The sequence below is a fragment of the Klebsiella pneumoniae complex sp. WS1778 genome (genome assembly GCF_049472055.1).
GTDB classification, from domain to species: domain Bacteria; phylum Pseudomonadota; class Gammaproteobacteria; order Enterobacterales; family Enterobacteriaceae; genus Klebsiella; species Klebsiella quasipneumoniae.
The window spans coordinates 1,543,405-1,568,876 of the sequence record NZ_JBKGTJ010000001.1; the positions used below are offsets into that span (position 1 = coordinate 1,543,405).

General features: G+C 52.8%; 25 protein-coding genes and 1 other annotated feature. Of the genes, 12 read left to right on the forward strand and 13 right to left on the reverse strand.

Annotated features, from left to right (window positions below; genetic code table 11):
* Positions 1-237 precede the first annotated feature (237 nt).
* Positions 238-549 (forward strand): ArsR/SmtB family transcription factor, encoded by a 312-nt coding sequence (locus tag ACLEXF_RS07890; RefSeq protein ID WP_023318674.1) that lies wholly within the window; start codon positions 238-240, stop codon positions 547-549.
* A 185-nt stretch (positions 550-734) separates the two neighbouring features.
* On the opposite strand, the gene plaP is transcribed toward ACLEXF_RS07890, so the two are convergent.
* From plaP to ACLEXF_RS07910, 4 genes are all read right to left on the reverse strand, one after another.
* Positions 735-2,093: a putrescine/proton symporter PlaP gene (gene plaP / locus ACLEXF_RS07895; protein WP_004148994.1), complete on the reverse strand. Its 1,359-nt coding sequence runs from the start codon at positions 2,091-2,093 to the stop codon at positions 735-737.
* A complete protein-coding gene (gene yoeI / locus ACLEXF_RS07900; RefSeq protein WP_096335043.1) occupies positions 2,083-2,145 on the reverse strand; it encodes a membrane protein YoeI in 63 nt (20 codons plus the stop codon). The genes plaP and yoeI overlap by 11 nt, the downstream gene beginning before the upstream one ends.
* Before the next feature lie 236 nt (positions 2,146-2,381).
* A complete protein-coding gene (locus ACLEXF_RS07905) occupies positions 2,382-3,272 on the reverse strand; it encodes a LysR family transcriptional regulator (protein WP_407259704.1) in 891 nt (296 codons plus the stop codon).
* Positions 3,273-3,310: 38 nt separating this feature from the next.
* Positions 3,311-4,135, reverse strand: coding sequence for an SDR family oxidoreductase (locus tag ACLEXF_RS07910; protein ID WP_004203585.1), 825 nt, complete (start codon positions 4,133-4,135; stop codon positions 3,311-3,313).
* Between the two features lie 175 nt (positions 4,136-4,310).
* Here ACLEXF_RS07910 and hisL point away from each other — a divergent pair, with 175 nt between their 5' ends.
* From hisL to hisIE, 9 genes are all read left to right on the forward strand, one after another.
* Positions 4,311-4,361 carry a his operon leader peptide gene (gene hisL / locus ACLEXF_RS07915; RefSeq protein WP_004899375.1) on the forward strand — a complete coding sequence of 17 codons (51 nt, stop codon included), beginning with the start codon at positions 4,311-4,313 and terminating at the stop codon, positions 4,359-4,361.
* Positions 4,337-4,459: a sequence feature (His leader region), on the forward strand. Its footprint overlaps the gene before it by 25 nt.
* Before the next feature lie 47 nt (positions 4,460-4,506).
* On the forward strand, positions 4,507-5,406 hold the full coding sequence (gene hisG / locus ACLEXF_RS07920) for an ATP phosphoribosyltransferase (RefSeq protein WP_002912152.1): 900 nt from the start codon (positions 4,507-4,509) through the stop codon (positions 5,404-5,406).
* Between the two features lie 39 nt (positions 5,407-5,445).
* Positions 5,446-6,750 (forward strand): histidinol dehydrogenase, encoded by a 1,305-nt coding sequence (gene hisD, locus ACLEXF_RS07925; protein WP_200927880.1) that lies wholly within the window; start codon positions 5,446-5,448, stop codon positions 6,748-6,750.
* Positions 6,747-7,808: a histidinol-phosphate transaminase gene (gene hisC, locus ACLEXF_RS07930; protein ID WP_004203588.1), complete on the forward strand. Its 1,062-nt coding sequence runs from the start codon at positions 6,747-6,749 to the stop codon at positions 7,806-7,808. Before hisD ends, hisC begins: the two co-directional genes overlap by 4 nt.
* Positions 7,805-8,872, forward strand: a complete 1,068-nt coding sequence (hisB, locus tag ACLEXF_RS07935; RefSeq protein ID WP_017899706.1) for a bifunctional histidinol-phosphatase/imidazoleglycerol-phosphate dehydratase HisB — start codon at positions 7,805-7,807, stop codon at positions 8,870-8,872. Before hisC ends, hisB begins: the two co-directional genes overlap by 4 nt.
* Complete coding sequence (gene hisH, locus ACLEXF_RS07940) at positions 8,872-9,462, forward strand: imidazole glycerol phosphate synthase subunit HisH (protein WP_002912227.1); 591 nt, start codon at positions 8,872-8,874, stop codon at positions 9,460-9,462. Before hisB ends, hisH begins: the two co-directional genes overlap by 1 nt.
* Positions 9,462-10,199: a 1-(5-phosphoribosyl)-5-[(5-phosphoribosylamino)methylideneamino]imidazole-4-carboxamide isomerase gene (hisA, locus tag ACLEXF_RS07945; RefSeq protein WP_049116309.1), complete on the forward strand. Its 738-nt coding sequence runs from the start codon at positions 9,462-9,464 to the stop codon at positions 10,197-10,199. The genes hisH and hisA overlap by 1 nt, the downstream gene beginning before the upstream one ends.
* The gene (hisF, locus tag ACLEXF_RS07950) at positions 10,181-10,957 is read left to right on the forward strand and encodes an imidazole glycerol phosphate synthase subunit HisF (RefSeq protein ID WP_017899707.1); all 777 of its coding nucleotides are present in this window, start codon (positions 10,181-10,183) and stop codon (positions 10,955-10,957) included. Before hisA ends, hisF begins: the two co-directional genes overlap by 19 nt.
* Complete coding sequence (hisIE, locus tag ACLEXF_RS07955; RefSeq protein WP_371330338.1) at positions 10,951-11,550, forward strand: bifunctional phosphoribosyl-AMP cyclohydrolase/phosphoribosyl-ATP diphosphatase HisIE; 600 nt, start codon at positions 10,951-10,953, stop codon at positions 11,548-11,550. Before hisF ends, hisIE begins: the two co-directional genes overlap by 7 nt.
* A 75-nt stretch (positions 11,551-11,625) precedes the next feature.
* Here the strand turns inward: hisIE and ACLEXF_RS07960 are convergent, their stop codons facing one another.
* The 8 genes from ACLEXF_RS07960 to rfbB form a co-directional block, all read right to left on the reverse strand.
* Positions 11,626-14,883: a GT99 family glycosyltransferase N-terminal domain-containing protein gene (locus ACLEXF_RS07960; RefSeq protein ID WP_423265750.1), complete on the reverse strand. Its 3,258-nt coding sequence runs from the start codon at positions 14,881-14,883 to the stop codon at positions 11,626-11,628.
* A gap of 3 nt (positions 14,884-14,886) precedes the next feature.
* Positions 14,887-16,209, reverse strand: coding sequence for an ABC transporter ATP-binding protein (locus tag ACLEXF_RS07965; RefSeq protein WP_080841667.1), 1,323 nt, complete (start codon positions 16,207-16,209; stop codon positions 14,887-14,889).
* Complete coding sequence (locus ACLEXF_RS07970; protein ID WP_023318680.1) at positions 16,199-17,032, reverse strand: ABC transporter permease; 834 nt, start codon at positions 17,030-17,032, stop codon at positions 16,199-16,201. Before ACLEXF_RS07970 ends, ACLEXF_RS07965 begins: the two co-directional genes overlap by 11 nt.
* Positions 17,033-17,061: 29 nt before the next feature.
* Positions 17,062-17,892 (reverse strand): glycosyltransferase, encoded by an 831-nt coding sequence (locus ACLEXF_RS07975; RefSeq protein ID WP_023318681.1) that lies wholly within the window; start codon positions 17,890-17,892, stop codon positions 17,062-17,064.
* Between the two features lie 91 nt (positions 17,893-17,983).
* Complete coding sequence (gene rfbC, locus ACLEXF_RS07980) at positions 17,984-18,538, reverse strand: dTDP-4-dehydrorhamnose 3,5-epimerase (RefSeq protein WP_282862864.1); 555 nt, start codon at positions 18,536-18,538, stop codon at positions 17,984-17,986.
* 14 nt (positions 18,539-18,552) lie between these two features.
* Positions 18,553-19,443, reverse strand: a complete 891-nt coding sequence (gene rfbD / locus ACLEXF_RS07985; RefSeq protein WP_407259703.1) for a dTDP-4-dehydrorhamnose reductase — start codon at positions 19,441-19,443, stop codon at positions 18,553-18,555.
* A 31-nt stretch (positions 19,444-19,474) separates the two neighbouring features.
* Positions 19,475-20,344: a glucose-1-phosphate thymidylyltransferase RfbA gene (rfbA, locus tag ACLEXF_RS07990; protein ID WP_049004238.1), complete on the reverse strand. Its 870-nt coding sequence runs from the start codon at positions 20,342-20,344 to the stop codon at positions 19,475-19,477.
* Between the two features lie 14 nt (positions 20,345-20,358).
* On the reverse strand, positions 20,359-21,423 hold the full coding sequence (gene rfbB / locus ACLEXF_RS07995; protein WP_407259702.1) for a dTDP-glucose 4,6-dehydratase: 1,065 nt from the start codon (positions 21,421-21,423) through the stop codon (positions 20,359-20,361).
* 846 nt (positions 21,424-22,269) lie between these two features.
* Here rfbB and ACLEXF_RS08000 point away from each other — a divergent pair.
* The gene (locus tag ACLEXF_RS08000; protein ID WP_325912100.1) at positions 22,270-23,274 is read left to right on the forward strand and encodes an NAD-dependent epimerase; all 1,005 of its coding nucleotides are present in this window, start codon (positions 22,270-22,272) and stop codon (positions 23,272-23,274) included.
* 399 nt (positions 23,275-23,673) lie between these two features.
* Entirely contained in the window at positions 23,674-23,796 is a 123-nt protein-coding gene (locus tag ACLEXF_RS08005; RefSeq protein ID WP_000429184.1) for a small membrane protein, read from the forward strand.
* Positions 23,797-24,218: 422 nt separating this feature from the next.
* Here the strand turns inward: ACLEXF_RS08005 and ugd are convergent, their stop codons facing one another.
* Positions 24,219-25,385, reverse strand: coding sequence for a UDP-glucose 6-dehydrogenase (ugd, locus tag ACLEXF_RS08010; RefSeq protein ID WP_407259701.1), 1,167 nt, complete (start codon positions 25,383-25,385; stop codon positions 24,219-24,221).
* Positions 25,386-25,472: the final 87 nt, after the last annotated feature.

Consider the following 25,472-nt stretch of genomic DNA (forward strand, 5'->3'; position numbering starts at 1 on the left):
GCGTCCTTAGTCGTTTTGACTGTCAGTCTGCGGTCGGAATGATCCGCAGTTCATTTAACTGCCGCCTATGATAGTACAATTGTACGAGTATATTCGAACTATTTTGACTATTATTATGATTGGTCAGGTTGCGGCGGCGCGCGTGGTATCAGACCTGGAGTTTGGGTATAGTAGCCGCCAGCCGCCGATACGGGCTGCGACCGCCATGCGCCGCGCCAACGCCGACACAGGATTATTATGATCGCCAATCACCCCGAACGAGAACAAATTCGCCTGGAAAATGTCCTTTCCGCGCTCGGCAACCCGCTGCGACTGGAGATCATCCGCACGCTGGCCGACGGCAGCGAGCAGAGCTGCAACGCGCTGCGTCAGGAAGAGGTGGCCAAGTCCACCATGACCCACCACTGGCGCGTCCTGCGCGACAGCGGTGTGATCTGGCAGCGGCCTCAGGGACGGGAGAATATGATTTCGCTGCGCAGGGAAGATCTGGACGCCCGTTTTCCCGGCCTGCTGGATACGCTGCTGAAAGTTATGGTGCAGGCAGGATAAGCGCTTCTGCCGGGTGGCGGCTGCGCCTGACCCGGCCTACGGATGCCTTCCGTCAGCTCATATACCGCCGGCCCGGTATGCGCAGCGCCGCCGGGCAAAAAACAGGCCTCGGTATCGAACAAGCACAGACGAAAAAAAAGCCGGAGGTTTCCCTCCGGCTTTTCTCAATCACATCACGCTACGCCTTACGCCACGTCTTCGTACTGCGGCACCGGGTTGCGGAAGCTTTTCGTCACGCAGGCCAGATAGACCAGACCGATACCGGCCCAGATCAGGCCCAGAATCATCGAGCTCTCTTCCAGGTTGACCCACAGCGCGCCGACGGTCAGGGCGCCGCACATCGGCAGGAACAGATACTGGAAGTGGTCTTTCAGCGTCTTGTTACGTTTCTCACGGATCCAGAACTGCGAAATCACCGACAGGTTAACGAAGGTAAACGCCACCAGCGCACCAAAGTTAATCAGCGCCGTCGCCATCACCAGGTCAAAGTTAATCGCCAACAGGGCAATAGCACCGACCAGGATGATGTTCATCGCCGGAGTGCGCCAGGTCGGGTGGACGTAGCCGAAGAAGCTTTTCGGGAACACGCCGTCACGCCCCATCACGTACATCAGACGCGCCACGCCAGCGTGCGCCGCCATACCGGAAGCCAGTACGGTGATGGTGGAGAAGATCAGCGCGCCAACCTGGAAGGCTTTACCTGCCACGTAGAGCATAATTTCCGGCTGTGACGCATCCGGATCTTTAAAGCGCGAGATATCCGGGAAGTACAGCTGCAGGAAGTAGGTGGCAAAGATGAAGATCAGGCCGCCGATCAGCGCGGTCAGGAAGATCGCGCGCGGAATGACGCGCTCTGCATCTTTGGTCTCTTCAGACAGGTTGCTGATGCCGTCGAAGCCGGTAAACGAGAAGCACAGGATCGTCGCCCCGGTAATCATCGGGATCACGTGCGCGTCACCGGACCAGAACGGACGGCTGCTGGCCAGCGTACCGGCGCCTTCGCCTTCAAACACGCCATAAATCACCATGCCGAGGATCACGGCAATCAGCACCACCTGCAGCACCACGATCACGGTGTTGAAGTTGGCCACGGATTTAATGCTGCGCAGGTTAAAGGCGGTCATAAAGGCGACCAGCGCGATAACAAACACCCACGACGGAATCGAAGGCACCAGCGCTTCAAAATAGATTTTCGCCAGCAGAATGTTGATCATCGGCGCGAACAGGTAGTCGAGCAGCGAGGACCAACCCACCATAAAGCCAACGGTCGGGCTGATGGATTTCTGCGCATAGGTATACGCCGAGCCGGCGGACGGGTAACGACGTACCAGCTTGCCATAGCTCAGCGCAGTAAACAGGATAGCGATTAACGCAAAGGCGTAGGCCGTCGGCACGTGACCGTCGGTCATACCAGAGACGATACCAAACGTATCGAACAGCGTCATCGGCTGCATATAGGCCAGGCCCATCATTACAACCGGAACTAGCGTAAGTGTTTTACGTAATTCCACGCGAGAGGTATTTGGAGTAGCGTTATGCGACATAGTTATCCCCTTTTACGGTGAACGCCAGCGCGTAAGCAAAAAATTGCCCCATTTCTTTCTATTCCTCAGCGACAACGACTGTCGGTTTTTAGTAAATATCTATCCGGTACGAAGCCCGGCCTCTTGGTATTGAATGATGTGTCTTTCGACCAAAAAAATAACCGACACTTTAAAAAAAGCGTCGGCTAGTCTCTGGTTTTCAGGCCGCATATTTTGCAACAAATTCAACGGCGTTGACAAGATGTTATGAAGTTCATTGCGTAAGCATATTTTTTAACGTGCTAATATCTATACGGTTTCCATATGATAAATTGTAAAAATAGCACTATTTGCTAATAGCGTTTCCCGCCACCATTTGCCAGCCAAACCGCAGGTAGCGTCATTCCAGCCGATCCACGCGTGCTGACGAGGCGACTGCCCGCGCACGGTCAAGCTGACCAGTTCGCCGCTCTCCAGCAGCCCCTGCACCTGGTAACGCGGCAGGCAGCCCCACCCCAGCCCCATTCGCAGCAGCGCCAGCTGCGCCGTAACGTCACATACCGTCAGGGTCTCCTGATCGCCGAGCAGCGCCCCGCCCTCGCCGGTGGCCACCGCGCGGTAACGACGCAGAGTTCGCCAGCTCAACGGGGCGCGACGCTCCGCCAGAGGATGCTGTGGGGAGACCACCAGCTCCAGATCCAGCTCGCCAAAGGGAAGATAATCATAGCCGCTCAGCGGCGGCGGCTCGCCGAGCGCCCCCAGCAGGAGATCGGCCTGCCCTTCAGTCAGCGGCCGCCAGTCCAGCAGCGAGGGGTTCAGCGTGAAGTGCAGCCGGGTCAGCGGCTGCTGTTGATAAAATGCGGCGATCAGCGGCGAGAGTTGCGCCACGGGAAAAGTGCTGTCCACCGCCAGGCGGAGGGTATGCTCCCACCCCTGCTGCAGCTTAACCGCCCGGATCTCCAGTTCGCGGGCGATATGCAGCACTTCCCGTCCTTTCTCCAGCAGCATCTGTCCGGTGGGGGTAAAGCGCGCGCGGTGACCGCTGCGGTCGAGCAGCTGAATATTGAGATCGCTTTCCAGCCGGTGAATGGTGTAGCTCAGCGCCGAGGGCGTTTTAAAGAGCCTTGCCGACGCCGCGGCAAAGCTCCCCTCTTTTTCCAGTGCGTCGAGGATCACGAGGACATCCAGCAGTGGTTTCATCGCTACCCCCTTACGGTATGCGAATCACCGCTGGCGAATCACTCCATCGGCATCACCAGCGGATCGGGGTACTGGTATTCAAACCCCAGCTCATTGCAGATTCGATTGCCATCCACAATCTTGCCCTGGCCGCCGTCCGGGCTGTCACTGAACACCGGCGGCGGCAGCCCCAGCTCGCGGGCCATCTGCGGATAAAAGAGGCCGCGTGCCGGATGGCGGGGCGCACATAGATTATAGATGTGCCCGCCCTTCGGAGCCTGCAGCAGCAGTTCGATGGCGGCCACCACATCCTGCAAATGCACCAGATTGACCACATGCTGGCCATCCGGCGCCGACTTGCCGGCGAAAAAACGTCCCGGATGTCGGGACGGCCCCACCAGCCCGGCCAGGCGCAGAATATCCACCGACGTCCCCGGCAGGTTGTGCAGCCAGTCTTCCAGCTCCTTGAGCACCTGCCCGCTGGCGGTCTCCGGCAGGCGCGGGGAGTTCTCTTTCACCGTGCCGTTGACGTTGCCATACACCGAGGTGGAGCTGGTGAAGACGATCCGCGGAATATGGTACGCCAGCGCGGTATCGACGATCTCCTGCACCGCCTGCAGATAAAACCCTTCCCCCGCGCCGGTCCGCCGGGCCGGCAGCGTGATCACCAGCGCATCGACGTTCATCAGCGCGTCGAGGTCCTCGGTATCACAGACCAGCTGCGGCTCCAGGCGCAGCGGATAGCTGTCGATCCCGCACATCCGCGCCGCCTCCACGCCATCCTGCGTGGTTTTACTGCCGGTGACCTGCCAGCCTCGCGCCGTCAACGACAGCGCCAGCGGCATCCCCAGCCATCCCAAACCGACTATCGCGACCTTTTTCATCCCAGGCTCCTGACTCTTTCGCTGTGCTGATTACAGGCTACGCCAGCCAGCGGCAACTGACAATTTCTTCGCTCAATGTGAAATGAATTAATGATAGAAAAAAGCCCTTGCTTTCTGCGGCGGAAGTGGTTTAGGTTAAAGGACATCAAATGCATAGTCATTCACAGAGAATTTTATGAACCGCGTTCAATTTAAACACCACCATCATCACCATCATCCTGACTAGTCTTTCAGGCGATGTGTGCTGGAAGACATTTGGATCTTCCAGTGGTGCATGAACGCGCAGAGAGCCCCCGGAAGATTCACTTCCGGGGGCTTTTTTTTGGACCAAATTCGGACAGATTCAGACAGGTATTCAGAGGAAAAGAACAATGTTAGACAACACCCGTTTACGCATAGCTATTCAGAAATCAGGCCGTTTAAGCGAAGATTCACGCGAATTACTCAGCCGCTGCGGCATTAAAGTCAATTTGCACACCCAGCGTCTGATTGCGCTGGCGGAAAATATGCCAATCGACATTCTGCGCGTGCGTGATGACGATATCCCGGGCCTGGTGATGGACGGTGTTGTCGACCTCGGCATTATCGGCGAAAACGTGCTGGAAGAAGAGCTGCTCAGCCGCCGCGCCCAGGGCGAAGACCCGCGCTATTTCACCCTGCGCCGTCTGGACTTCGGCGGCTGCCGCCTGTCGCTGGCGACCCCGGTGGATGAAGCCTGGAACGGCCCGGCGGCGCTGGACGGCAAACGTATCGCCACCTCTTACCCACACCTGCTGAAGCGCTACCTCGATCAAAAAGGTATCTCCTTTAAATCCTGTCTGCTGAACGGCTCCGTGGAAGTGGCGCCGCGCGCCGGCCTCGCCGACGCCATTTGCGACCTCGTCTCCACCGGCGCCACCCTGGAAGCAAACGGCCTGCGCGAAGTGGAAGTGATCTACCGCTCCAAAGCCTGCCTGATCCAGCGCGACGGCGAAATGGCCGACGCCAAACAGCAGCTGATTGACCGCCTGCTGACCCGTATTCAGGGCGTGATCCAGGCCCGCGAGTCGAAATACATCATGATGCACGCCCCGACCGAACGCCTTGAGGAAGTGGTTGCCCTGCTGCCGGGCGCCGAGCGTCCGACCATTCTGCCGCTGGCAGGCGACAAGCAGCGCGTGGCGATGCACATGGTCAGCAGCGAAACCCTGTTCTGGGAGACCATGGAAAAACTGAAGGCGCTGGGCGCCAGCTCCATTCTGGTGCTGCCGATTGAGAAGATGATGGAGTAATCGGCCAGCAGGTCACGGGACACACAGGGGAAAACAATCATGAGCTTCAACACAATCATCGACTGGAACGGCTGTAGCGCAGACCAACAGCGACAACTCTTAACGCGCCCGGCGATTTCCGCCTCCGACAGCATCAGTAAAACGGTGGCGGAGATCCTCGATAACGTCAAAGCCAACGGCGACGCGGCGCTGCGCGAATACAGCGCGAAGTTTGATAAAACCACCGTCGCCGCGCTGCAGGTGAGCGAGGCGGAGATCGCCGCCGCCGGCGAGCGCCTCAGCGACGAGCTGAAGCAGGCGATGGCGGTGGCGGTGCAAAACATCGAGACCTTCCACAACGCGCAAAAGCTGCAGGCGGTGGATGTCGAAACGCTGCCGGGGGTGCGCTGCCAGCAGGTCACCCGCCCTATCGCCTCCGTCGGGCTGTACATTCCGGGCGGCTCGGCGCCGCTGTTCTCCACGGTACTGATGCTGGCGACGCCGGCGCGCATCGCCGGCTGTCAGCAGGTGGTGCTCTGCTCGCCGCCGCCGATTGCCGATGAGATCCTCTACGCCTCGCAGCTGTGCGGCGTGAAAACCATCTTTAACGTCGGCGGCGCGCAGGCCATCGCCGCCCTCGCCCTCGGTACCGAGTCGGTGCCGAAGGTGGATAAAATCTTTGGCCCGGGTAACGCTTACGTCACGGAGGCCAAACGCCAGGTCAGCCAGCGTCTGGACGGCGCGGCCATCGACATGCCGGCCGGCCCGTCGGAAGTGCTGGTGATCGCCGACAGCGGCGCCAACCCGGACTTTGTCGCCTCCGACCTGCTGTCGCAGGCGGAACACGGCCCGGACTCGCAGGTGATCCTCCTGACCCCGGACGCCGGGATGGGCAACCGCGTCGCCGAGGCCGTGGAGCGCCAGCTGGCCGCCCTGCCGCGCGCCGAAACCGCCCGCGTGGCGCTCTCCGCCAGCCGGATCATCGTGGCCCGCGACCTGGCGCAGTGCGTGGCCATCTCCAACCAGTACGGCCCGGAGCACCTGATCATTCAGACCCGCCAGGCCCGTGAGCTGGTGGACAGCATCACCAGCGCCGGCTCGGTTTTCCTTGGCGACTGGTCGCCGGAATCCGCGGGCGACTATGCCTCGGGCACCAACCACGTCCTGCCGACCTATGGCTATACCGCCACCTGTTCGAGCCTCGGCCTGGCCGACTTCCAGAAACGGATGACCGTGCAGGAGCTGTCGCGCGACGGCTTTGCCGCCCTCGCCTCGACGATTGAGATTCTGGCCGCCGCCGAGCGCCTTGACGCCCACAAAAACGCCGTAACGCTGCGCGTTGCCGCCCTGAAGGAGCAAGCATGAGCATTGAAGATTTAGCCCGCGCCAACGTTCGCGCGCTGACCCCGTATCAATCCGCTCGCCGCCTGGGCGGGAAAGGCGACGTCTGGCTGAACGCTAACGAATTCCCCACCGCCGTGGCCTTCCAGCTGACCGAGCAGACGCTGAACCGCTATCCGGAGCCGCAGCCGAAGGCGGTGATTGAGAGCTACGCCCGCTACGCCGAGGTTAAACCGGAGCAGGTGCTGGTCAGCCGCGGCGCCGACGAAGGCATTGAGCTGCTGATCCGCGCCTTCTGCGAGCCAGGCGAAGACGCCGTGCTCTACTGCCCGCCCACCTACGGCATGTACAGCGTCAGTGCCGAAACCATCGGCGTCGAGTGCCGCACCGTGCCGACGCTGGCCGACTGGCAGCTCGACCTGCCGGGCATCGAGGCGCAGCTGGACGGGGTGAAGGTGGTCTTCGTCTGCAGCCCGAACAACCCGACCGGGCAGATTATCGACCCGCAGTCGATGCGCGACCTGCTGGAGATGACCCGCGGCAAAGCTATCGTGGTAGCCGACGAAGCCTATATTGAATTCTGCCCGCAGGCGACGCTCGCCGGCTGGCTCAGCGACTACCCGCACCTGGTGGTGCTGCGCACGCTGTCCAAAGCCTTTGCCCTCGCCGGCCTGCGCTGCGGCTTCACCCTCGCCAACGCCGAGGTGATCAACGTGCTGCTGAAAGTGATCGCCCCGTACCCGCTCTCCACGCCGGTGGCCGATATCGCCGCCCAGGCCCTGAGCGCGGAAGGGATCGCCGCGATGCGTCAGCGCGTGGCACAGATCCTCGACGAGCGCCGCTACCTGGTGGAACAGCTGCGCGGCATCGCCTGCGTGGAGCAGGTCTTCGATTCCGAAACCAACTACGTCCTGGCGCGGATAACCGCCTCCAGCGCAGTGTTTAAATCTTTGTGGGATCAGGGCATTATCTTACGTGACCAGAATAAACAACCTTCATTGAGCGGCTGTTTGCGTATCACTATCGGTACCCGTGCCGAGAGCCAGCGCGTGATTGACGCCTTGACTGCGGAGAATGTATGACCCAGAAGTATCTCTTTATTGACCGTGACGGCACCCTGATTTCCGAACCGCCGGTGGATTTCCAGGTGGACCGTTTCGACAAGCTGGCGTTTGAGCCGCAGGTGATCCCGGCGCTGCTGAAGCTGCAGCAGGAAGGCTATAAGCTGGTGATGATCACCAACCAGGATGGTCTGGGCACCGACAGCCTGCCGCAGGAAGCGTTTGATGGCCCGCACAACCTGATGATGCAGATCTTCGCCTCGCAGGGCGTTAACTTTGAAGAAGTGCTGATTTGTCCGCACTTCCCGGGCGACAACTGCGCCTGCCGCAAGCCGAAAACCCAGCTGGTGCTGCCGTGGCTGGAAGAGGGCGTACTGGATAAAGCCCACAGCTATGTGATTGGCGACCGGGCCACCGACCTTGAGCTGGCGGATAACATGGGGATTATCGGTCTGCGCTATGACCGCGAGACGCTGAACTGGCCGACCATCTGCGAACAGCTGACCCGCCGCGACCGCTATGCCCACGTCGAGCGCATCACCAAAGAGACCCAGGTGGATGTGAAAGTGTGGCTGGACCGCGAAGGCGGCAGCAAGATCCACACCGGCGTCGGCTTTTTTGACCATATGCTCGACCAAATCGCCACCCATGGCGGCTTCCGCATGGAAGTCAACGTCGGCGGCGATCTGTACATCGACGATCACCACACGGTGGAAGATACCGGCCTGGCCCTCGGCGAAGCCCTGAAGCTGGCGCTTGGCGACAAGCGCGGCATCAACCGCTTCGGCTTCGTGCTGCCGATGGACGAGTGTCTCGCCCGCTGCGCGCTGGATATCTCCGGCCGTCCGCACCTGGAGTATAAGGCGGACTTCACCTATCAGCGCGTCGGCGATCTGAGCACCGAGATGGTGGAACACTTCTTCCGCTCGCTCTCTTACACCATGGCGGTGACGCTGCACCTGAAAACCAAGGGCAAGAACGATCACCACCGCGTGGAAAGCCTGTTCAAAGCCTTTGGCCGTACGCTGCGCCAGGCGATCCGCGTCCAGGGCGATGCCCTGCCGTCTTCCAAAGGGGTGCTGTAATGAATGTGGTGATCCTTGATACCGGGTGCGCCAACCTCAATTCGGTGAAATCGGCGATTGGCCGCCACGGCTATGAGCCGGTGGTCAGCCGCGACCCGGAGGTGGTATTGCGTGCCGATAAACTGTTTCTTCCCGGCGTCGGCACCGCCCAGGCGGCGATGGACCAGCTGCGCGACCGCGAACTGATCGACCTGATCAAAGCCTGTACCCAGCCGGTGCTGGGGATTTGCCTGGGTATGCAGCTGCTCGGCAAGCGCAGTGAAGAGAACAACGGCGTCGATCTGCTGGGCATTATCGAGGAAGAGGTGCCGAAGATGACCGACCACGGCCTGCCGCTGCCGCACATGGGCTGGAACCGGGTGTATGCCAAAGCAGGCGATCGTCTGTTCCGCGGCATTGAAGAAGGGGCTTACTTCTACTTCGTGCACAGCTACGCCATGCCGGTCAACCCGTACACCATCGCCCAGTGCAATTACGGCGAGGCGTTCACCGCCGCGGTGCAGAAAGATAACTTCTTTGGCGTGCAGTTCCATCCGGAGCGCTCCGGGAGCGCCGGGGCGCAGCTGCTGAAAAACTTCCTGGAGATGTGATGATTATTCCTGCTTTAGATTTAATCGACGGCACCGTCGTTCGTCTCCACCAGGGGGATTATGGCCAGCAGCGCGACTATGGCAGCGATCCGCTGCCGCGCCTGCAGTCCTATGCCGCTCAGGGAGCGGAAGTCCTGCACCTGGTCGACCTGACCGGGGCGAAGGATCCGGCGAAGCGCCAGATCCCGCTGCTGAAATCGCTGGTCGCCGGCGTTGACGTCCCGGTGCAGGTCGGCGGCGGCGTGCGGACCGAGGCGGATGTCGCGGCCCTGCTTGAAGCCGGCGTCGCCCGCGTGGTGGTCGGCTCCAATGCGGTGAAATCCCCGGAGGAAGTGAAAGGCTGGTTTAAACGCTTTGGCCCTGAGCGGCTGGTGCTGGCCCTCGACGTGCGTATCGACGCCGACGGCAATAAGCAGGTGGCGGTCAGCGGCTGGCAGGAAAACTCCGGCGTGACCCTGGAGGAGCTGGTGGAGAGCTATCTGCCGGTCGGCCTGCAGCATGTGCTGTGCACCGATATCTCCCGCGACGGCACGCTGGCGGGCTCCAACGTCTCGCTGTACGAGGAAGTCTGCGCCCGCTACCCGCAGGTGGCGTTTCAGTCGTCCGGCGGCATCGGCGATCTCAATGATATTGCCGCCCTGCGCGGCACCGGGGTGCGCGGCGTGATTGTCGGTCGCGCGCTGCTGGAAGGCAAATTCAACGTAACGGAGGCCATTCAATGCTGGCAAAACGGATAATCCCCTGCCTCGACGTCCGCGACGGCCAGGTAGTGAAAGGCGTGCAGTTCCGTAATCACGAGATCATCGGCGATATCGTCCCGCTGGCTAAGCGCTATGCCGACGAAGGCGCCGACGAGCTGGTGTTCTATGATATCACCGCCTCCAGCGACGGTCGGGTGGTCGACAAGAGCTGGGTGTCGCGGGTGGCGGAAGTAATCGATATTCCTTTCTGCGTGGCGGGCGGGATCAAGTCGCTGGAAGACGCGGCGCAGATCCTCTCCTTCGGCGCCGATAAGATCTCGATTAACTCCCCTGCTCTCGCCGACCCGACGCTGATCACCCGCCTTGCCGACCGCTTTGGCGTGCAGTGCATCGTGGTGGGGATCGATACCTGGTTTGATGCACAGACCGGCAAGTATCACGTCAATCAGTACACCGGCGACGAGAGCCGCACCCGGGTGACGCAGTGGGAAACCCTCGACTGGGTGGAGGAAGTGCAGAAGCGCGGCGCGGGCGAGATCGTCCTCAATATGATGAACCAGGACGGGGTGCGCAACGGCTACGACCTGCAGCAGCTGGCGAAGGTCCGCGCGGTGTGCCATGTGCCGCTGATCGCCTCCGGCGGCGCAGGCACCATGGAACACTTCCTCGAAGCCTTCCGCGACGCCGACGTTGACGGCGCGCTGGCGGCCTCGGTATTCCACAAACAGATTATTAATATTGGCGAACTGAAAGCGTACCTGGCGGCACAGGGCGTGGAGATAAGGGTATGTTGACTGAACAGCTGGACTGGGAAAAAACGGACGGCATGATGCCGGCCATCGTGCAGCACGCCGTATCCGGCGAAGTGCTGATGCTGGGCTACATGAACAAGGACGCGCTGGAGAAAACCGAAGCCACCGGCAAGGTCACCTTTTACTCACGCACCAAACAGCGGCTGTGGACCAAGGGTGAAACCTCGGGCAATGTCCTCAACGTGGTGAGCATCACACCGGACTGCGACAACGATACGCTGCTGGTGCTGGTGAACCCGATTGGGCCGACCTGCCACAAAGGCACCACCAGCTGCTTCGGCGACGCCGGCCACCAGTGGCTGTTCCTCTATCAGCTGGAGCAGCTGCTGGCCGAGCGCAAGCACGCCGACCCGGAGAGCTCCTACACGGCGAAGCTGTATGCCAGCGGCACCAAGCGCATCGCGCAGAAAGTGGGAGAAGAAGGCGTGGAGACCGCGCTGGCCGCCACGGTGAACGACCGCTTCGAGCTGAAGAATGAGGCGTCAGACCTGATGTATCACCTGCTGGTGCTGCTGCAGGACCAGGGGCTTTCATTACAAGATATTATTGCCAACCTTAAGAATCGGCATAAATAATCTGCAGGATGAAAGAAAAAAGGCCGGAAGCTGAAAAGTTCAGCAACCGGCCTTTTTATTTTCAGGTCGAATTTTTTAGCGATTCTTTTTAAATTCTGCAACCTTTTCAGCTAACAGTTTTTCACTGGCTTTTATTAACGATGTATATTGAGAGTTCTCAAAGCCCCATAATGTTGACTGTTGCTCTTCTGCGTATCCTACAAGGAAAGGTAATGTAGTCACGACGACCAGATCTTGAGCTGATTCAACATAGCGGTCAATAGTATTGGTTTCGGCATCAATATTTTTCTCATCCCACTGGCTAATAAGATCCATACCACGGCGAGAATAAATATTCATAACCATACTAGTCATTTTGTCAATGTAGATATACTCAATACCATCGATGACCTTAACATCCAGTACCTTCGTGTCCTCATGCAGATGTGCAATTATGCCAGCAAAAATATGCCATTTAGCCTCAGTACTCTGTAGATGGTTAATAATTTTATTTAATTTATTATCATAATCAACCGGGAAAATAACATCATCTTCACAGATAATCCCCATTTCCGCCTTACTGGCCAGCATGCCTGAAAGCATATATTTATAGCTCATGCCACAACCAATCCAACCAATGCGATAACGGATCCCCTCGAAAAATTGGAATCCATGGGATGGACTAGCGAAAAAAGCTTTCCGGCGGACGGGTGTTTCAGACAATGATAAACAAAGGCGTGGGACATCTCCAGTTTGAAATTGCTCAAATGAGAAAATACTTTTGTATTGGGAAAAATTGAGTTTATCAATCGACAGCAGATAACGTCGCAGATAATAATTATTTTTATTATCTACATTAGTAAAGTGCTTAATTTTTTCTTTTCTTTCGTTGTAATATTCTTTATCAGATAACAAATTCTGAATTTTCTCGACCATTGCCGGAATATCACCGATGGGGCAAAAATCGATCACATCCTGTAGGTCTTCATGCTCTACAATATCTGAACTGCTTTCACTCACTACAGGCGTCCCAAGCGAAATCGTTTCATATAGACGTGTGGTTTCAAGCAACGCATTTTCATAGTAATGAATGTTGACGACGACTTTCGCATTCTTAACCATTCTGGTGAGTTTATCACCGAAAACTTCCGAAGCGAGAGTGACATTAAAATGCTTCTTCAATTCCTGAAGATAGGCCTTGCGGCGCTCACAGTTTGGATCGCCATAGAATAGAACATCTGCGTGTATATCACCTTTCTGATCATCCAGTACATAACCGTTATCTGCTAAATGGGCTGGGTAATCTGGAAAGCTGGAAATCGGCATATAAAACAATTTCTGATACGGAATGCCTTTATCCAGTAAATATTCAATATTTTTCAAGGAATAATCAAAAATAGCAACAGCATTATTGAGACGAGAAAAATACTCATCGGTAAACCATCTTGAGTTGACCGACTGCTCCATCTGGAAAGCAATGTAGTTACGGGGCAGTTGTTTGAACATTTGCGGACAAACTACAATGTGCATCTGCCCCATATCCTGCTCAACGGAATAAGCAGTACTGACATGGCCCTTAATTCCGCAATCAAGCAGATTCTTTTCAATCAAATGTGCAACGAATAGGGTATGCTGAGTAGCAAGAATTCTTACCGTTCCAGTATCGACAAATGGCGTAGCTGGTGAAGAGTCGATAGCAGCTCGGCTTAAAACACGTTTAAAACCATCAACCATCCCTGACCAGTTTCCTGACAATAGAAGACGAATAGCCGTTTTATATTTCGATTTTGAAAGAAGTCCACCCGATAAAATATAGCGAGAAAAAACATTATTACCGGAATTCGTGTATTCCCTCATCATTGCTTTTATAGTGCTAAATTCACCTCGGGAAATCCTACCAGACATACGAACTGGCATGGTTAACTTCCACGACAGACTTCTGCGCATACGATCTACTTCATCTTGTTTGACTGCCAGGGCGGAAACTAATATATCCCTGTCTTTTGCTGCCAAGTCTGCCGTTTGCTGGAGTTTGGTAATCGCTGCAGCTAATTTTTCTCGCTCAGTAACCTCGGCAGCAAGCTGCGTTTTCAAATCTTCAAGTTGTTTGTTATTCTGGGCTAATGAGTTTTCTAAAATGGTTCTCATGGTGATATCTTTGGAAATCGCTTCGTTTATTAATGTTGACAGCGTATGGCTGTTTTCTTCACGCTCATCCGGCATTTTAGAATAAAATTGCAGGTGTTTACGTACGATATCCAGTTCTGCTGGATGGTCCAACCTGAATCGCAAATATTCCAGATTAAATATAAGTTCAAAGGGCACCAGATAAGCAAACAGATAAAATGCCATGGCATTTACTCTGGTGGGACCTGAGGCCTCCTCAGCGACAAAAGCATAGGAACAATCACCGAGAATATTAGTCTTTTTCTCGCATAAAAGCGCCTCTAAGCCAACGCTTGAGTTAATAGTATAAATAGAATGACATTTTTGAATAAATTCGAGGCTGTTTGCCGATGCATCAATGCTAAATATGTCATCTCGTAAACGAAACAAACTCCCGGGATGCGCCCGAACTAATATATTCTCGAGAGAATGCTGTTGACGAACATAAGAAATTAGAGATATATTCGTAAAATCATGGCTGTAAGCAATGATATTGGAATCGTCTTCTACCTGTAACACAATCCCAGCAACTTGGTTTTCACTTGACGAAGGTAATGAGATTGCTTCAAGAAAATAACGATGCAAATCATTCATTGAGCACGTAATATCAATTTCCGTCTGGCAAGATTCATAGCGTGCCCGAGCCTCGGTATTACCATTAACGCCGGTGAAATCCAGATATGCTGTATTGCGATACATCGGTGCTCGCAATGGCCCGATCTCAAGGTGTATAACCTCTTTATTTAAAGCTCTTGCGACTTTTTCAAGCGATGGACAGTTGCAGATAGAGACAAAAGCATCAACACGTTGAATTATTTCCTTTGTAAGTAAAGAAAATAACTCATTTTCAAGCTCGGAAATAGATTCGGTTAAAAATGTGGTAAATGATTTTATGGGGTCATGATGATGTTGAGCCAACATGGTTTCATACAAAGCATGATCAAGATACAGATATTCATGTCTGGCAAGGCTTTGTTCATCAGGAATAGAATATCCTAAAGATGCCATCGAGGCAGCATCAAACTCCCAACGGGAATGTTGTGTTTCATCGTTTATTACTTCAACATAATCAGGACTTGTGATAAAAAGTATCTTTTCGTTAGAACAATGCAAATACTTTAAAAAAAGCCATAAATAAGGGGCCTTCACCCCTCTGAACGGATAAGGAGGAAGAAAAACAGCAAACATGTTTTACTCTCCATTTGTAATGATTTTTAACGGAGCATGAATGACCCCGCCTAGTTCTCTGGCCGACCAAAACTTTATTTTCATCATCGGGCGACGTTGATCAAGTTCCTCTCGAGCACCGTTGCCAACCATAGCGAGGCCGCAGTGTATTAGGTAATCGCCCGAATTTATAGGCAGCGTTGCTTTATAAACGATACGCTGACTACCTGGACGAAGTGTAATTGGCGAACCTGCGCCAATATTACTATCTCCCCAAATATCCCCTCCCTGAGCTTTGGATATGGAAAGGCCAAGAGCAACATCCTTAATCTCTTCGGTAGCTAATATGGTGAAATCAAATGTAACTTCTTCACCTGATTTGATGAGTGGTTTCTCTGTCAAAGGCGTACCATCTGATTTGTAGATGGTAAGATTTTTAATAATAGCACGCGCAGTACCAAAACGTTTTTCCCCAATTTCTTCATTAGCAGTATGTAACTGAATGCTTTTGAGGTCTTCCAAACTGCAAGTTTCAGAAGAGCGGTTCTCTGCAAGTTTTGTAGGCTCTGGTTTATCGTTGGCCAGGATCATCCCTTTCTCATAGGCCAGAACTGCAGCGAGAACATCATTGGTATCACCGATTAGTTTTCCGTGTTCCATCACCAGGCAGCGATCAGCATACTCAAGGATGCTGCCTGTTGAATGAGTTACCATAATGATGGTTACACCTTTCGCACGTAATGCTTCCATCCGTTTATAGCATTTATACTGGAAGCCAATATCGCCAACAGCTAACGCCTCATCAACAATCAAAATTTCCGGTTCAACACATGCTTGAACGGCAAAGGCTAAACGGACATACATACCGCTAGAGTATGTTTTTACGGGTTGATCAATGAACTGGCCGATATCTGCAAATTCTTCAATTTCAGCAAACTTAGCCGCAATCTGCTCTTTGGTTAAACCTAATACCGAACCATTTAAATAAACGTTCTCACGACCGGTAAACTCCGGGTTGAACCCAGCACCTAATTCAAGTAATGCAGCAATACGCCCATTAACACGTACATCTCCAGCGGAGGGGGTTAGTGTGCCGCAGATAATCTGCAGCAAAGTCGACTTCCCGGCACCATTTCGTCCAATAATACCTACCGTTTCCCCTTTTTTGATACTGAAGGAAACGTCATCGAGGGCCCAAAACTCACGAAAATAGCAGTTTCGCTCTCTGCGGACCACCTGTTGAAGTTTCGGCACAAAAAACTGTTTTAGACGATCAGTTGGACGCGCATATATCTGATAACATTTACTCAGGTTTGTAACTTGAATGGCAATTTCATTAGAGGACATCAGCAAATCCCTTCCTGGTTTTCTGGAAGAAGGCAAAACCCATCCAGGCTATGACTAAGGCACCCAAAGAATATAAAAACAGACCGATAAAATTAGGCATACCACCCCAAATAAGGACCGTTCGGGCTTGTTCAATAATAAAGGTTAATGGATTGAGCATGATCCAGATATGATACTTTTCAGGCAAGGCGCTTATAGGGAAGAATACCGGTGATAAAAACATTAATACTGTAGTAATGATTACCGTAGTTTGACTTACATCTCTTAGGAATACGCCAAGTGATGCTAAGATCCACGAAATGCCAAGGCAAAAAATAATTAAAGGGAAAAAGACCACAGGTAAAAATACTATGGTCCAATGTAAATATCCATTAAAAATGAAAAACGCCATCAGTAACACACAAAGGCTGATACAAGTATGAAATAATGCCGCAAATAAAGAGATAACAGGCAGCGTTTCCAATGGAAATATAACTTTCTTCACATAGTTTGTATTTCCCAAAATAATCAACGGTGCTTTATTTACCACTTCACTTAAAAAACCATGAACTATCATTCCGACAAATAAAATTATAGCAAACTGTGTCCTACTTTCGTCCCCACCAGTTGACCATCTGGCTTTGAATACCACGGAGAAGACAAAAGTATATACTGTTAACATAAATAAAGGGTTCAGAAAAGACCAAAGCAGGCCCATCACAGAACCTTTATATCTTCCAACAACATCACGTTTAGCCATCTGCAGAATAATACTCCAGTGAGTGGCAATACTGCGCACCACTGCTAATGGTGATGATGAAAGTTTTTGATGAGGGTTTTTCATTTTAAACTCGTATTTTATGGCAAATAATATTAAATTATTTTTTTGGGAATTTCATATATGGCTTGCTTATTATACGCATGTCTTTTACGATCAAGAAACCATCCCCATTTATTAAAATAGGAGACTGCGGAGCGAATATGGTACCAAAGTAATAATTTGCTTTTATACGAACCTTTATTAAAGGCATGGACAATAGTTGTTCCAGGATAATAGTATATTTTGGTTAGCTGTAATGCTCGGCGACATAAATCTACATCTTCCAGATACATAAAGTATCGTTCATCAAAACCGTTAAGTTTTTGTAATAATACATTACTTAATAACATGAAACAGCCAGATACCGTTGGTGGGGAAAATATCTCATCATAGGCTGCATCTTTCAGTTCATATTTAACATCATACTTTATTGCAGTAACTGGAAAGAAACGTCTTAAAAAAAGATTACCGGGAGTAGGTAGTAGACGGCAACTATATTGTCTCTCACCATTTCTATATATTATTTGCGGGGAAACAAAACTATACTCATTTTCCCACGCAAACGAAACTAATTTATCAAGTGACTGCTTATCAAAGCTAATATCCGGATTACATATCAAGAAATAACCGTCAAAGTCTGCACTTGCTTTTATTGCAAGATTATGTCCAGCACCAAAACCACAGTTGTAAGGAGACTTGATGTAGCTCACCTTAGGTTCATTCAATGATGCCGCCCACTGACAACCACCATTATCAACGAAGATTATTTTTTCAACGCTCTCTTCATGGCATAATGAGAGAAACGTATCTTTAATATCATCATAGGAATGATTAAATAATACAATAGAAGCGATAACTTTAGGCTTCATTGCTTTATAATTCATTAATCGATTACCTTTAGGATAAAAAATTATTTATTATTATTATTTTTGATAGTAACTTGTGATATCCATTATCGAACAAGAATATTTATACTTAAGCGTAGACTTCCGCAGTGGCCAGAGTATGTGCCCGCAGGTCTTTCTCCGACAGAGACAGCACGCAGTTGCTCAGTGCCGGCCAGTCAATCCCTATCTCCGGATCGTTCCAGATGATGCTCCGTTCTGACTGCGGCGCGTAGTAGTTCGTCGCCTTATAGACAAACTGCACCGTGTCGCTCAGCGCCATAAACCCGTGGGCGAATCCTTCCGGGATCCACAGCTGACGTTTATTCTCTGCGCTGAGCACCGCGCCCACCCATTTACCAAAGGTAGGCGATGAACGACGGATATCCACTGCCACATCAAACACCTCACCTTCCACACAGCGGACCAGCTTGCCCTGAGCGTGCGGATCCAGCTGATAGTGCAACCCGCGCAATACGCCTTTCTGGGACTGGGAATGGTTGTCCTGGACGAATTCCACCTGACGGCCCACCGCCTCATTAAACACCTTGCTGCTGAAGCTCTCAAAGAAGAAGCCTCGCGCATCACCAAACACGCGCGGTTCAAAAATCAGCACGTCAGGAATATCTGTTTTAATAATGTTCATCTTTTGCTAACCGTTTATTTGCCCATGACTTCTGTTACCACGCGAGCCACACCCTGACGCCAGTCCGGGAGAGTCACCCCGAATGCCTGCTGGAATTTTTCATTCGACAGGCGCGAGTTGAGCGGACGCTTCGCCGGCGTAGGATAGGCCGTCGTCGGAATGCCCTTCACTTCCTGCACCGCCAGCTCGGCACCGTGCGCTCTCGCCACTTCAAACACATAGCGGGCATAGTCGCACCAGCTGGTTTCACCGCTGGCCACCAGGTGATACGTGCCGGCCAGCGCCGGATTACGCAGCGTTTCACGGATTGCCGTCGCCGTGCAGTCTGCCAGCAGCTCAGCGCCGGTGGGCGCCCCATGCTGGTCATCAATGATGGTGAGGGTCTCTTTCTCCCCCGCCAGGCGGAGCATGGTTTTGGCAAAGTTGGCGCCGCGGGTGGCATACACCCAGCTGGTACGGAAAATCAGGTGACGCGGGTTGCCCTGCTCCAGGGCCAGCTCACCGGCACGCTTGGTTTCACCGTAGACGTTCAGCGGGCCGGTTGCCTCATCTTCCCGGCGATAATGGCTGCCGGCGCCGTCGAACACATAGTCGGTGGAATAGTGCACCATCAGGGCACCCAGCTTCGCCGACTCCGCCGCCAGCACCGCCACCCCTTTGTCGTTCAGCAGGTCGGAGAGCTCCCGCTCGCTTTCTGCCTTGTCCACGGCCGTGTGCGCGGCGGCATTCACCACCACATCCGGGCGGACGGTACGCACGGTCTGCGCGATGCCTGCCAGGTTCGTCAGGTCACCGCAAAGCTCTTTATCAAAATAATCCACCGCGACCACGTCGCCGAGGGTGGACAGGGAACGCTGCAGCTCCCAGCCCACCTGGCCATTCTTGCCAATCAGTAAAATCTTCATTCTCTGTATCCTGTCGTTGACGAAGAAGGCATTAACGCTCGTTCAGCAGGCGCTTGAGATAAGCACCGTACTCGGTTTTCTTCAGGCGTTCGGCCTGAGCCGCCACCCCTTCCGCCGACAACCATTTGTTGCGGTAACCGATCTCTTCCAGGCACGCGACCTTCATCCCCTGACGCTTCTCAATGGTGTGAATGAACTGTGATGCGTCCATCAGGCTGTCATGAGTGCCTGTATCCAGCCAGGCAAAGCCGCGCCCCAGGAGTTCAACATGCAGGTCACCGCGCTCCAGATACATCTGGTTGAGAGTGGTAATCTCGAGTTCCCCGCGTGCTGAAGGCTTAACGTCCTTCGCCATCTCCACCACGTTATTGTCGTAGAAATAGAGACCAGTTACGGCCCAATTTGATTTCGGCTTTAATGGTTTCTCTTCAATTGACAGCGCTTTAAAGTGCTCGTCAAACTCCACCACGCCAAAGCGCTCCGGATCCAGCACCTGGTAACCAAACACCGTGGCACCGGAGGTCTTCGCCGCCGCTGCTTCCAGCTTTTTACCGAAGCTCTGGCCAAAGTAGATATTATCCCCCAGCACCAGGGCGCAGGCATCGTTGCCGATAAACTTCTCGCCAATGATAAAAGCCTGAGCCAGACCGTCCGGCGACGGCTGAATGGCGTAGCTGAAGTTCACCCCGAACTGCGCCCCGTCACCCAGCAGGCGCTGGAAGGAAGGCATGTCTTCAGGCGTGGAGATGATAAGGATATCGCGAATGCCCGCCAGCATCAGGACAGACACCGGGTAGAAAATCATCGGCTTGTCGTAGATAGGCAGCAGCTGCTTGGAGACGCCCTGGGTGATGGGGTATAAACGCGTGCCGGAGCCGCCGGCCAGAACAATGCCCTTCATCTTCAGTTCCTTTTTTATTTATTCAGGCCAAGACGCTCGCCGGCATAGGAGCCGTCCAGCACACGCTGCCACCAGGTCTGGTTGTTCAGGTACCAGTGCACAGTTTTCTCAATTCCGCTCTCGAACGTTTCCTGCGGCACCCAGCCCAGATCGCGCTGAATTTTCGTGGCATCAATGGCATAACGCAGGTCATGTCCCGGACGGTCGGTAACAAAAGTGATCAGGTCAGCAAAGTGGGTGATGTTTCCCGGCTTCTGCGCCACCACCTTGTCGAGAATGGTGCAGATGGTGCGCACCACATCGATATTTTTACGCTCGTTATGACCGCCGATGTTGTAGGTCTCGCCGCTCTTGCCTTCGGTCGCCACTTTGTACAGCGCACGGGCATGGTCCTCAACATACAGCCAGTCACGGATCTGCTCCCCGTTGCCATATACCGGCAGAGGTTTACCCGCCAGGGCATTAAGGATAGTCAGCGGGATCAGTTTTTCCGGGAAGTGATACGGACCGTAGTTGTTGGAGCAGTTTGTCACCACCACTGGCAGGCCGTAGGTGCGGTTCCAGGCGCGAACCAGATGGTCGCTGCCCGCTTTGGAGGCGGAGTACGGGCTGCTGGGCGCGTACGGGGTTTCTTCGGTGAACAGGTCATCGGTGCCGTGCAGGTCGCCGTACACTTCATCGGTGGAGATATGATGGAAGCGGAAGGCCTGCTTCTGTTCCTCTCCAAGCCCGGACCAGTAGTGGCGGGCTGCCTCCAGCAGAGTGAAGGTGCCGATCACGTTGGTCTGGATGAAGGCGGCCGGGCCATCAATGGAACGGTCCACATGACTTTCTGCAGCGAGGTGCATCACGATATCCGGACGGAACTCGCTGAACTGGGCCGCCACGGCAGCGGCATCGATGATATCGGTCTGGGAAAACGAGTAGCGTTCACTCCCGGCAACCGGCGCCAGGGATTCAAGATTGCCGGCGTAGGTCAGGCAGTCCATCACACGGACTTCGTCCAGGGTATTTTCAATGATATGACGAACCACGGCAGAACCGATAAAGCCTGCGCCCCCGGTGACAAGAATCTTCATACTCTCTCTCGTTTTTCAATGAATTACATACAATTTTCTGAAGTAGCAAACAACCGCAGGCACGCTACCGCCATTGGCTTTCGCAACCAAAATGCGTAGTGCCTGCAGTAATTTGTATATGTCATCAGCTAAAGTTAGCGGAACATGAACCACGCTCTCATGGTGCTGGAAACGGCAAGTCGGCCAAACAGCGGTCACTTTGCTTGCTTCTATGTCCTTTCGCTATCAGGACTTTCCCAAACAGCTAAAGGAATCTCTCTGAAGCAGAGAGATGTGCTCAGTGCCGGGCTATCATCCCTCTCAGCATCACTTCGGTCGTTGATATCATGGCAAAGCCGCACTATCACCATTACGAAGTGCAGCACACTCAACATCGCTTAGTACCCAACAAGGTAGCGCCGCATTATAGCGCTGGTTATACAGAATAAAAATCAAAAAGCGGTGTGAATTAATTCAAGGTATGAATGGAACACTTTTGATACAATGTTAAAACATTCAATAGCTTGCTATACATCCTTTGATTACAAGTTATCTCTGGTGACAACAACACTAATTAATTCGAATTTCACGAACAACAATACCTCTTCATTCGGAAATACATGTCATGTTTTTTCAAGATATCGAACTTGTATGGGCTGATTCCTGCAAACTGTTTTTTTCCGTGTAACCATAGTGATGGTTTGACTCGATTTCAAATGCAAATCATTTGCATTAAAGCATTTGATTTTCCCGGCCAGCTTCATGTCAACGCACACTTTGCAACTGTAAAGCAAGTGATCCCAACCGCAAGCCAGTGTAAAATCGGCACTTATGTAGAACGGGATATCCACACCCCGGAGGAAAAATATGAAGTTTTTGGTCACTGGTGCCGCAGGTTTTATCGGCTTTCATATCGCGCAACGCCTGCTGAATGAAGGGCATGATGTTGTCGGGATCGACAACATGAACGACTATTATGACGTCAGCCTGAAGCAGGCTCGCCTGGATCGTCTGGCATCTCCGGCATTTCATTTCCAGCAGCTGGATCTTGCCGACCGTGAGGGGATGGCGAAGCTGTTCGCCGCAGAACAATTTGACCGCGTGATCCACCTGGCGGCCCAGGCGGGCGTGCGCTATTCGCTGGAAAACCCCTATGCCTACGCGGACGCTAACCTGATGGGGTATCTGAACATTCTGGAAGGCTGCCGTCATACCAAAGTGAAACACCTGGTGTACGCCTCCTCCAGTTCGGTTTACGGCCTTAACCGCAAAATGCCGTTCTCCACGGAGGATTCCGTCGATCATCCGGTTTCCCTGTACGCCGCCACCAAGAAAGCCAATGAGCTGATGGCGCATACCTATTCCCATCTGTACGGCATCCCGACCACCGGGCTGCGCTTCTTTACGGTCTATGGTCCGTGGGGCCGCCCGGATATGGCGCTGTTCAAGTTCACGAAAGCGATGCTGGCAGGGAAAAGTATCGACGTTTACAACTACGGCAAGATGAAGCGCGATTTCACCTATATCGACGATATCGTCGAGGCGGTGGTGCGCGTTCAGGATGTGATCCCGCAGGCCAATGCCGACTGGACCGTTGAGAATGGTTCCCCGGCTACCAGCTCCGCGCCGTACCGGGTCTATAACATTGGCAACAGCTCGCCGGTGGAACTGATGGATTATATCACCGCCCTGGAAGAAGCCCTGGGGATGGAAGCGAAGAAGAATATGATGCCGATCCAGCCGGGCGATGTGCTGGACACCAGTGCAGACACCCAGCCGCTGTATGACCTGGTGGGCTTTAAGCCACAGACATCAGTGAAAGAAGGCGTGAAGAACTTCGTGGAGTGGTATAAGGATTACTATCAGATCTAACCTGTCTCTGCCCTGCCGCAATCCGCTGATTGCGGCAACGGATAAGCATCCCGTATTGTCTTCCTTTATCATTCATTTCTTTACCCGAGCCTGGCACAGGCTATACTTTTTTGTGCTAAAGAATAATTTTTACTGGTTTTAACGACGGTGCTGAAACCAGTTTCATCTGCCCGCCAGCGAAAAAGCCAACAACTTTAAGCCTGGTCCCCTGCTGTCACTCTTTTCAATACTATTTTTAATGGCTCCTTCAGCATTTTCTCCTGATAAATAAAAGACATTACTTTCTGTAGGAATTTTCTTAAGAACAGGATATGTTAGAGATCGCGATTCAGCGCTTCCTGGCTGACGTGTTGCTTAACATGCTAATGATTCAACCAACAAAAAGCTGTGGTAGATATTATGGAAAACCTATTTTTCTTAGTGGTCGCTGCCATACTACTTGCTGTGTCTGTTTTCTTTTTAATTTCATATCTGAAAGACAGAAAGAAAACAAAACTGACGTTTAATAAACGCAAGTGGTAAGACTCGCTCCATATTGCATTTAGATTAAGATAATATTAAGAGATAAAAAAATGATATGACAGAATGACCGTTCATTCTGCGTTTTGGCGTGGCCTTAAGGCAAGAAAAAATAACGTTACTCGCGCCCTGTTCCTCATATTTCCTCAGGGCATAAATAACAAAAGCCTGCGCTGCAGGCTTCGTTTTACCTCCCGGCGCTTATCTCCGGCATCTACATCACAGTGACGGTAGCTCTTCACAAGGTAAGTTTAACTTATCGGACCTGTTTTCAATCCGCAACGGGTTTTGAGCAGGATCGTAATGTCCATCACAATTTATTGAGGCTAATCTGAATGTGCGAGAAATACGCGCAGTGAGGGATATAGCGGGGAGATAAAGAAGCATACTGGCGGCGGGGAGCCGCCAGTGTCAGACAGGCAGAATTAATCGTTGCCAAACAGATCGCGAGTATAAACCTTTTCTGAGACATCCGCCAGCTCTTCCGCCATACGGTTGGAAATGATGACATCCGCCTCTTGTTTGAAGGCATCCAGATCGCGCACGACGCGGGAATTGAAGAACTCATCTTCCTGCATCACTGGTTCATAGATAATAACCGGAATACCTTTCGCCTTGATGCGCTTCATAATCCCCTGAATAGAAGAGGCGCGGAAGTTGTCCGAACCACTCTTCATGATCAGCCGATATACACCCACTACTTTCGGCTTACGGGCGAGAATAGAATCCGCAATAAAGTCTTTACGGGTACGGTTAGCATCCACGATAGCCGCGATGATATTGTTCGGGACCGATTCGTAGTTCGCCAGCAGCTGCTTAGTATCTTTCGGCAGGCAGTAGCCGCCGTAGCCAAAGGACGGGTTGTTATAGTGGTTGCCGATACGCGGATCCAGGCATACTCCTTCGATAATCTGCTTGCTGTTCAGCCCCTGGCTTTCAGCATAGCTGTCGAGCTCGTTGAAATAGGCAACGCGCAGCGCCAGATAGGTGTTCGCGAACAGTTTGATCGCTTCCGCTTCAGTGGAGTCGGTAAACAGGGTCGGGATATCCTGCTTGATCGCGCCTTCTTTCAGCAGGTCTGCGAAACGTTCGGCACGCGCAGAGCGCTCACCAATGACAATGCGCGATGGGTGCAGGTTGTCGTACAGCGCACGGCCTTCACGCAGGAACTCAGGAGAGAAAATAACATTATCAATCCCTAAACGTTCTTTGATGTCGCGGGTGAACCCCACCGGGATGGTCGATTTAATGATCATCACCGCGTTCGGGTTGATCTCTGTGACATCGCGAATAACCGCTTCCACTGTAGAGGTGTTGAAGTAGTTGGTTTTGGGATCATAATCGGTCGGCGTCGCAATGATCACGTAGTCGGCATTACGATAGGCGTCGTGCTTGTCCGTGGTGGCACGGAAATTTAACGGTTTTTCTGCCAGATATTCCTGAATCTCTTTATCCATAATTGGAGAGATCTTCTGGTTAAGCATATCCACTTTGGTCTGTAGGATATCTAGGGCAACCACCTCATGGCGTTGCGCGATCAGAATACCGTTTGATAAACCAACATAGCCGGTCCCAACAATAGCGATTTTCATTCAATTACACTTAAGGTTATTAACATCTAGTGAAGGGCAATTTTATGAAATAGTCCTTCTATCATTGAATTAGTTATATCAGATTCT